General features: G+C 35.2%; 9 protein-coding genes and 1 tRNA gene. 2 read left to right on the top strand and 8 right to left on the bottom strand.

What is annotated here, in order from left to right; translation table 11 throughout:
* Window positions 1–434 precede the first annotated feature (434 nt).
* Genes H5S41_RS00190 through yjbM form a run of 3 tightly spaced genes read right to left on the bottom strand, consistent with a single transcriptional unit; the run spans window position 435 to window position 2,809 of the window.
* The gene (locus H5S41_RS00190; protein ID WP_182601464.1) at window positions 435–1,337 is read right to left on the bottom strand and encodes an RluA family pseudouridine synthase; all 903 of its coding nucleotides are present in this window, start codon (window positions 1,335–1,337) and stop codon (window positions 435–437) included.
* Window positions 1,337–2,149: an NAD kinase gene (locus tag H5S41_RS00195; protein WP_182597562.1), complete on the bottom strand. Its 813-nt coding sequence runs from the start codon at window positions 2,147–2,149 to the stop codon at window positions 1,337–1,339. The genes H5S41_RS00190 and H5S41_RS00195 overlap by 1 nt, the downstream gene beginning before the upstream one ends.
* Before the next feature lie 3 nt (window positions 2,150–2,152).
* Window positions 2,153–2,809, bottom strand: coding sequence for a GTP diphosphokinase (yjbM, locus tag H5S41_RS00200; RefSeq protein ID WP_153711004.1), 657 nt, complete (start codon window positions 2,807–2,809; stop codon window positions 2,153–2,155).
* Between the two features lie 163 nt (window positions 2,810–2,972).
* On the opposite strand from yjbM, the gene H5S41_RS00205 reads away from it, so the two are divergent.
* Entirely contained in the window at window positions 2,973–3,611 is a 639-nt protein-coding gene (locus tag H5S41_RS00205; protein WP_182601466.1) for a DsbA family protein, read from the top strand.
* A 43-nt stretch (window positions 3,612–3,654) separates the two neighbouring features.
* Here the strand turns inward: H5S41_RS00205 and H5S41_RS00210 are convergent, their stop codons facing one another.
* The 4 genes from H5S41_RS00210 to spxA form a co-directional block, all read right to left on the bottom strand.
* Complete coding sequence (locus tag H5S41_RS00210; protein ID WP_182601468.1) at window positions 3,655–5,031, bottom strand: C69 family dipeptidase; 1,377 nt, start codon at window positions 5,029–5,031, stop codon at window positions 3,655–3,657.
* A gap of 1 nt (window position 5,032) precedes the next feature.
* Entirely contained in the window at window positions 5,033–6,073 is a 1,041-nt protein-coding gene (locus H5S41_RS00215; RefSeq protein WP_182601471.1) for a competence protein CoiA, read from the bottom strand.
* Between the two features lie 85 nt (window positions 6,074–6,158).
* On the bottom strand, window positions 6,159–6,827 hold the full coding sequence (locus H5S41_RS00220) for an adaptor protein MecA (RefSeq protein WP_182597566.1): 669 nt from the start codon (window positions 6,825–6,827) through the stop codon (window positions 6,159–6,161).
* 125 nt (window positions 6,828–6,952) lie between these two features.
* Window positions 6,953–7,354 carry a transcriptional regulator SpxA gene (gene spxA, locus H5S41_RS00225; RefSeq protein WP_153711009.1) on the bottom strand — a complete coding sequence of 134 codons (402 nt, stop codon included), beginning with the start codon at window positions 7,352–7,354 and terminating at the stop codon, window positions 6,953–6,955.
* A 342-nt stretch (window positions 7,355–7,696) separates the two neighbouring features.
* Between spxA and H5S41_RS00230 the strand changes: the two genes are divergently transcribed.
* On the top strand, window positions 7,697–8,188 hold the full coding sequence (locus H5S41_RS00230; RefSeq protein ID WP_182601473.1) for a hypothetical protein: 492 nt from the start codon (window positions 7,697–7,699) through the stop codon (window positions 8,186–8,188).
* Between the two features lie 125 nt (window positions 8,189–8,313).
* Here the strand turns inward: H5S41_RS00230 and H5S41_RS00235 are convergent.
* Window positions 8,314–8,388: transfer RNA gene (locus H5S41_RS00235), tRNA-Asp, on the bottom strand.
* Window positions 8,389–8,428 lie beyond the last annotated feature (40 nt).

Below are 8,428 nucleotides of genomic sequence, written 5' to 3' on the forward strand. Positions count from 1 at the left end.
ATTTATTATATCATATATCAATTTAACTTGTCAAGAAGAAATTTTAATTAATTTTCAATTCCTTCTGATCGATAACTCAATCAGCAACTTTATTAATATACCATGTCATCAATCAGATATCAATAACTATTTTGAATTTTTTACTAAAAAGGTTGCTAACCTAAGTAAGAAATATAGTCATGTAATGATCATTTAATCATATCTTATCAACAACAGGAACTAAATTATATCTAAATTTCTTACTCTTTTCAACATCTTTTCAAACTTTTTGTTTAAAAAGTTCACAGATTCTTTTATCTAAATAATAGGCTAGTCAGGCCAATAAAAAATAGGTTCCAGTATTCAACAAAGTAAACCCTGAAAACCTATTTGAATTTTATAAAAACCAACAGCTCACGAAGATAAACCTGACTTTTTTGAGAACGGCTTGTTCCCTACTCTACCTTGGAGAAATAATAGTCCCTTGCTGCTTGAAAATCGTCCGGTAAGGGTGCAGTCACCGTAATATTCGTTTTCTTAAAAGGACTATAAAAGCTCAACCAGTAACAGTGAAGGGCCTGTCTCGGAATTATATTGGAACAATTTCCATACATTTTATCCCCTATTAATGGTAATCCTAGGCTGGCAAAATGTACTCTAATCTGGTGCGTTCTTCCTGTATGTAGCCTAATTTTTACAAGGCTTGCCTGTGTATTGCTTTCTTGACACCAATATTCTGTAACAGATGCTTTTCCTGCCCGACCAACCATTCTCTTCACAAATGAATCTGGGTCGCGTTGAATCGGGGCATCAATATATCCATGCTGGGCCGGTACTTTCCCCTCAATCAGCGCCACGTAATTTTTCTTTACCAAATGTTTCTTTAGTTGTTCATCTAATGCTGCATGTGCAAATCGGTGCTTGGGAAAGACTACTAACCCGCTTGTATCGCGATCTAATCGTGTTGCTACATGAGTCACCTGGTTCTCAAAATTCTGCCGACTGTAATATCCTTTAACACGGTTCACAAGACTATCAGCAACCGAAACATTATGAGCAGGAACCGTTGCAACCCCAGCTGGCTTATTCATGATTAGAAAGTCACGATCTTCATAAATTATATCTATTGGGGCTGGACTAATATCAACATTATCATTAGAAACTTCTGGTGGGAGGATCAGGGTTACCTTATCATGATAATTTACCATATCAATTGCCCATTTATCCTCCCCATTAATCTGCATCTTTCCACCATGATAAATAGCTACTTTTAACAGTGAAGAAGAGACACCATACATTTTTAATGCGGACCGTAATTTTCGCGGCGTTTTGTGATCATATATCCAACTAAATTCCATTAATGTACGCCACCGATAAATGAATCCTTTACGCGGCTCCAGAAATCATTATGCCGATACTGTGCAAAATTAATCCGTTGCTTGGAAACACTATAAGATAACTCTGTAAGGTATCTTTCTTTCTCGCTTTTGAGCATCCACTGATCACGGTCGCACGTAAGAACATGCCCATTTTCATCCCTTAAACGTAAGATTAGTTCAGTGTTAGCTCCAAAAATAATCGGTGAGCCTAGTGTTCTAAATACGCGGTTGTTTAGTGAAGCCATTTCTGCCAATTGAAAACCAATGCTATTAGGATCCATAATCGCACCGCCAACTGATTTATTATATGCAGTTGATCCTGTTGGCGTTGATATACACAACCCATCTCCCCGGAAATTTTCAAAAAGATGGTTATTAATAAATACATCACATACCATTGTACGGGTTATATTACGAATTGTTGACTCATTAAGTGCAACATAATTTTCCATTTGCCCATCAGAATAGGTCGCTTTCATATCAAGTAATGGATAAGAGACAGACTGCCCACTATCATTAACTAAACTATCAACTAAATCATCAATTTCAAAGCTACGCCAATCTGTATAAAAGCCTAGGTGACCAGTATGAATTCCAACAAAACGAATCTTATTGAGTTCCTTTTGGTAATGATGAAAAGCAGACAATAGTGTTCCATCCCCACCAATTGTTACAACAACATCAGGATCTTCCTCTACATAAGTCAATCCTGATCGTTTCATCTCTGCCTTTAATAATTTTGTTACTCGCTGGGATTCAGCGGTTTCATTATTATATATTCCGATCCTCATAGCCTACTCCTTTAATTCGTCTTTATTATTAATCGAGCTTCCTGACTTTCGATTAGAAAATAAAGTCTGTGCTTCTTTTATTTCTTCCCTAATCTCCGACATTTCGTTATCAAGCTTAAAGGCCGCCTCTGCAGCTCGTTGTAACCGTGCGGATAATTCTTCTGGAAACTCACCTTGATATTTATAATTTAGTGAGTGCTCAACTGTCGCCCAAAAGTTCATTGCCAAAGTTCGAACTTGAATTTCTGCTAAGATTCTTTTTTCTCCTGTAACTAGTTGGACAGGATATTCAATCACTATATGGTAGGAACGATACCCGCTCGGCTTAACATTAGTTACGTAATCCCGTTCCTCCAAAATTGTCATATCACTTCGCTGCCGTAGCAAATCCACAACCTTATAAATGTCTTCTACAAATTGACACATAATCCGTAAACCAGCAATATCTTGCATATCTTGTTCTAAACGCTCTTCTTGGACGTGCCTTCTGACCATTTTTTCTTTAATACTATCTACTGGTTTTACCCGTCCAGTTACAAATTCAATTGGTGAATGCTGGTTTTGGTCCTGGAATTGTTTTCTCATCCCACGTAATTTGACCTTTAATTCGTTTACGGCCTGTTGATATGGCAATAAAAAGTGCTGCCAATCTTCAATCATAGTTCAGCCTCCTGTTAAATCTCCGTATATTTTAGCACACTTCTGATAATAACTCTGCATTTTGCCCCAAAACTAAATTCTTTACAAATTGTTCGATATTTGCAAAAATAATTATGTTCACAGGATTAGGATTTTGAGTATACAAATGATCGGAGGGGTAATTATGCTCGAACTTCATCTTTTTGTGAATCCATTAGGAATGCGTTGCTTGCGATGTGAAAAAGACGTGTTAAAAATCGATCGCAATTTAAATACAAAGATTAATTATCAATTTGTACCACTGTTCAATATGAAGACGATCGATAACACCATTAAATACTATCATCTAAATCCCCATGACCTTGCTATTCGACAACAAGTATCAAGAACCCTTAACCAAGTAATACTAGACTATAAGGCTGCTCTTTTTCAAGGACGTAAACGTGGCCGCCACTATTTATTACTGTTGCAATCGGCACTTATTAAACATGGTTTGGATTATAATGATGAATTAATTAGCAAAATTGCCCATAATTCAAGTCTTGACCTTGAAATGTTCTTTGAAGATCGGCATAGTCAACTTGCAAAGCAGGCATTTCGTCAGGATCAAAAAATAGCCAGTGATTTAGGTGTATCGGAAACCGCCACTGCTATTGTTTTTAATACTGATGATTCTGATTACGGCCTAATGATTCCAAATTTTGACTATGATACTCTAATTAATGCTTTTAAAAGCGGCAAATTGGACCATGCTTCATCTTTAAATGATTTTGTTTCCCAATATCGTCCACCAAAATTACGAGTATTAAACAATAATAACTAAAAAGGTCTCTGCCATTTATGCATGGTAGAGGCTTTTTTGCATATTAAAATTGCAAATGTTCCAAGTTAAACGTCAACTTTACTAAAGATCCTAATAACTTTCTTCCTTCCGTCATTGCAATTTCTGCCATTTGATTATTAATCATCGTCAAATAAGCACTAATATCATCACAAGCAGTTATTTTTCTGTCTGCTTTATGTTGAATATTTAACGTTTTTGCCATAACTTCTAACTCAAATTTTTCTTCTAAACTTTGCGCTTGTCGATAGTTTTGATCGCCAAGTGCAGCAATTGTATGAGTAAGCCAATACATACCATCAAGCGAATATTCTGTGCTCGTATCACGATAGGCTGCTGGCGTATCATCAACATTGGCATAAAAAGGAACCACTGCATTAAAAGTATTTGGTCCAAACGCTAACCAATGAACTCCGGCAATATCTGGTGATACATTATTTCGGATCTGTAAAATATGAAGTTCTAAATTTCTATTTAATGCTATTGAACGAAACGGAGCATCCCTATTTGTTAAATGATAAGGGTCATATTCAGTCCCTTGATAATGTGAGCTCATCAGTTTCTTTATTTTTGCAATAGTTATTTTCTCATTTGAATAGCAAATAAATGGCAAATCATTATTCTGCGGGTCATCATTCACTGTGCCTAGCTGTTGTTGGACATACCAAGCGCGCGGATTATTATAAACGGTATCCGTTACCGTTTCGCTTCCACAAATATGGCGTAAATTATACCCTTCCTCATCAGGATTCAAGTTGTTTTCGTCAATCCACTGTTTTAAGTCAGGTGAACTCAATGTACTTTGATTAGCAAAATCAAAATGAGTGATATTAAAGCGGTTAGGTGCAATCACATATGCATTATCTGGAATTCTAATAGCTGCCCAATGATGACCGCCAATTGTTTCCATGTACCAAACATCATTTTTGTCACTAAAAGCAATTGCATTTGCTTCATAAGTTCCATATTTCGTTAATAGGGCTCCTAAGGATTCTACTCCTTCGCGGGCACTTTTAATATAAGGCAAGACCAAGGTCACAAAATCTTCCTCGCCAATTCCTGTTGATTCATTATAAGGATCATTAGCTAGGATCCGTGCATTAGTCGTAATTGTTTCAGTAGCAGTCATTGCCACGTTAGCACTATTAATTCCACCAGCGCCAAAGATACCATCCTTATCATCTGCATCAGGTGTTGATGTATATTTAAGCTTAGGAATAGGCAATTCAATTTTAAAATCGGTTGTTTTACTACAATATTTCCGTGGTTGTCTTTCCGGCTTAATTAACGCAAACCTTTGCGGATCAAATGCATTACCATAGTCTTCTTCCCGACATATTATAGTGGACCCATCGATTGTTGCACTTTTTCCTGCTAAAAACGTTGTACATGTATGTTGCATGTTAGGCACCTCTCTTTTTATACTCTGATTGCACCTTTAATTGCGGATCATCTACCCACTGCGGATGTCGATATAAAACAAAACAATTATCCATTTTGACAATTATTCTTACTCTAATTAACTCTAATGTATACTGCTTAATAACCTGATTACAAATCATACGAGGATCTATACATCCAGGACGCAACCAATTTTTACCTCCAATGTCAAATAACAGCTTATTCCAAGAAGTACGTTCCCAAGAATAAAATATAGGAAACTTCTCTAGTATTAATATTACACCAATCCGCCAAATAATAATTGATTCATTCATTGCTGGCCAGCTTATGGTTAGATCGTGACAAACTAACGGGCATTCCGCTAAGACATGCCCCGTCAAGTTAAACGCTGTTATTGCAAGTTCTTTGATTTTACGACTTCTACTACGATACTGAATAAATTTCAACATTGATATTTGCTGACATAAAATCAGTTTTTTATTAAACTTTAACTTGCTATAAGAACATTGCCAATATTTTTGGTTTATAACCAACCGTTTTGCTTTCGTATCCCAAAATAATAAGACAAATTGATTATGATAAAGTTGGGTAAACTGAACAACCTTCTTATTCCCTAACTTACGAAAATAAGGAGAGCCTAATACCCACCAAACTCTTATTTTTTCTTGCTGATAACCCTTATTTCTTTCCAGTAGCCTTTCAAGACTTAATGGACTGCATTGGAATTCAATAGCTACCCTTTGCCCATCAATTTTTAGTAAGATATCTGGGCGTTGAGCAATTGAAGGTAGATAAACTTCTAACCTAGGCTGCCACCCTTTTTTTAATGCCCACTGATAAATCTGTTTCTTTCCTCGTAAATGTTCTACAGTTTCTCCTTCACTCGCTCCACAATCACTCCCTTTTTGATGAGCAAAATGAGAAATTTTATATTTTCCACGGCGAAGAATCACTCGCTGTCTGCATCCAGGACAGTAATATTTATGATGCACTTTAGCATTGTCCGCCAAAACTAATTGATCTTTATTCGTTGCAACTAGCATCTAATCCACTCCCTATAAATATATATACGGATTTTAATTAGATTTGCACGAAAAAAACCGCGTTGAGCAAAAACTCAAACACGGCTTAAGCAAAATAGTGACGTATTAAATGCAAGGCTGATACAGACATGATCTTTTTCCCATGTTCACCTAAAAAGTCAACTGTGGTTGCAGTTGGATTTCCATATTCGTAGGCAAGCGCTAATTGATCCTTAACATCACTATTATTAGTAAGATCTTCTGGATAAGCAACTGCTAGATAATATCGTTTATCATATTTATACAGATTCGATGCTATGTCTTCATCTTCAGCAATTTTTGCAAAATCAATCAAGTCCTCAAAAGAATCAAAAGAAATTACTTGCCAATTTTTATGCTGAATCTTATCATCTGTATCATCAATTACTGTTTGTCGCTGGTCTTGATTCTCAGTTCTTTTTTGAGCTAAATGTTGTTTAATGTATTTAGACACCTGGTCATTAACTGATCCATGCTGTTCATCGCCAGCAAAGCTAGAATCATTTTTACTAATAAACAATTCTAACCCATCATTAGTAGGCATGACTTGAAAAGTAACAGCATCATTACTTTGAAATTGGTGATCAGTATCAACTTCTTTTAAGATGCTATAAAAGAAGTCTTCAATTTGTTGATGGTCGCCCAACAAATCTAGAATCGTAATTCCACGGGCAGATAAATCATCATTATCTACTAAAACGCGGATAGTATTTTCATTAATGCGTTCCATTTCCATTGAGCAGCACCTCCTTTTAGCGAAACTAGATGTTACTTCTATTGTAAGGATTTTCGATTAAAAGTAAAGTTACACGGGTAAAAGAATAAAAAAAGGAAAGCTCATCACTTTCCATATTCTATAAGTTAAATCATATTTGCTTTTTCTTGTGCTTCTACTAATTCGAGTTCGCGAACTTTTCGAGGTAAGAAACGACGAATTTCATCTTCATTATACCCCACCTGAAGACGCTTATCATCAATAATAATGGGTCGCCGTAATAGTCCAGGATTTTCACTAATTAACTTAAAAAGATCCTTCATTGATAAGTCATTAAGGTCCACATTTAATTTTTGATAAGCTTTAGACCGCTTTGAAATAATGTCTTCAGTACCATCTTCAGTCATCCGCAAAATATTCTTGATTTCGTTTAAGGACAATGGTTCAGAGAAAATGTTTCGTTCCTTATAAGCAATATTATGTTCTTTTAACCAGGCACGTGCTTTACGGCAAGACGTGCAGCTTGGAGACGTGTATAATGTAACCATTTTTTAGTGGCCTCCCTTATTAAGTTTAACTAGAACATTCATTAATACATTTATTATTATACTACTTTATTAATTAATATTAAAGCTATATAACAAAAATTATTAACTTTTTGTAAGCTAATTTAATAAACAAAAATCAGCAATTTTGTTTATTTATACTACGAATATTTAACTAATATCGATAATTGAAAATAATTACTTACTTATTAACCGATTTATCATTTCGTATTATTTTAGAATCATATCCTTTCAAAATGAGAATTAGTATTGTTCTAATTTAATTATTTTACTAAAGTGTACTATAATAGATATTGATTACTAACTTCTGAGGAGGGAATTAATATGTTAACAAAAATCAGTTTAACATTTGGTTCACGACAAATTCTACAATCGATTATTGATAAATATCCAGAACGTCATTTTAAGTTAATGCAAGCTACCACGCATACTAGAAAATTAGCCCTATTTGATCTTTCTGGTAAGGATAGCATTTTTGAATCACCAGTTAAACTAACTATCCTTGACTCAACTCTTGACGCAAACCTCAATGGAATGTTTTACTACCAATCATTTCAAGTCAATGGTGATCGTCAAAAATTACTTTATAATACTCTCCAAAAGGTTATTACTGAACCTAGCGATATGAATGGCGGTTATTTACTAACGGTAGACAATAAAGTCGAGGCTACGACATTAGTCCTCTTAACTTCATGGGAAAACTTTGAAAGTTTAACCGCATGGAAAGAAAGTGAATCCTTTAAATCCTTACAGAACTTCACAAGTATGGGTTCAGACAACAGTTATTATGATGAAATTTACAAAACCGTTTTTTAATTAAAATATAGATCCAAAAAGCTTAGTTATGTTCACAATTGCATAACTAAGCTTTTTATTTTTCTATAAATTATTAAAATAAAAAAGGCAGAGAATTGATTTCTCTAACCTTATACATAGACATACGGTCCGTACGAGACTCGAACTCGTGATCTCATCCGTGACAGGGATGCGTCCTAAACCAACTAGACCAACGGACCAAAATTGCGGGGGCTGGATTTGAACCAACGACCTCCGGGT

The organism is Limosilactobacillus albertensis, assembly GCF_014145555.1.
GTDB lineage: Bacteria > Bacillota > Bacilli > Lactobacillales > Lactobacillaceae > Limosilactobacillus > Limosilactobacillus albertensis.

Excerpts from the sequence above, each read along its gene's own strand:
- H5S41_RS00190 (WP_182601464.1), bottom strand. The coding sequence starts at position 1,337 with ATGGAATTTAGTTGGATATATGATCACAAAACGCCGCGAAAATTACGG.
- H5S41_RS00195 (WP_182597562.1), bottom strand. The coding sequence starts at position 2,149 with ATGAGGATCGGAATATATAATAATGAAACCGCTGAATCCCAGCGAGTA.
- yjbM (WP_153711004.1), bottom strand. The coding sequence starts at position 2,809 with ATGATTGAAGATTGGCAGCACTTTTTATTGCCATATCAACAGGCCGTA.
- H5S41_RS00205 (WP_182601466.1), top strand. The coding sequence starts at position 2,973 with ATGCTCGAACTTCATCTTTTTGTGAATCCATTAGGAATGCGTTGCTTG.
- H5S41_RS00210 (WP_182601468.1), bottom strand. The coding sequence starts at position 5,031 with ATGCAACATACATGTACAACGTTTTTAGCAGGAAAAAGTGCAACAATC.
- H5S41_RS00215 (WP_182601471.1), bottom strand. The coding sequence starts at position 6,073 with ATGCTAGTTGCAACGAATAAAGATCAATTAGTTTTGGCGGACAATGCT.
- H5S41_RS00220 (WP_182597566.1), bottom strand. The coding sequence starts at position 6,827 with ATGGAAATGGAACGCATTAATGAAAATACTATCCGCGTTTTAGTAGAT.
- spxA (WP_153711009.1), bottom strand. The coding sequence starts at position 7,354 with ATGGTTACATTATACACGTCTCCAAGCTGCACGTCTTGCCGTAAAGCA.
- H5S41_RS00230 (WP_182601473.1), top strand. The coding sequence starts at position 7,697 with ATGTTAACAAAAATCAGTTTAACATTTGGTTCACGACAAATTCTACAA.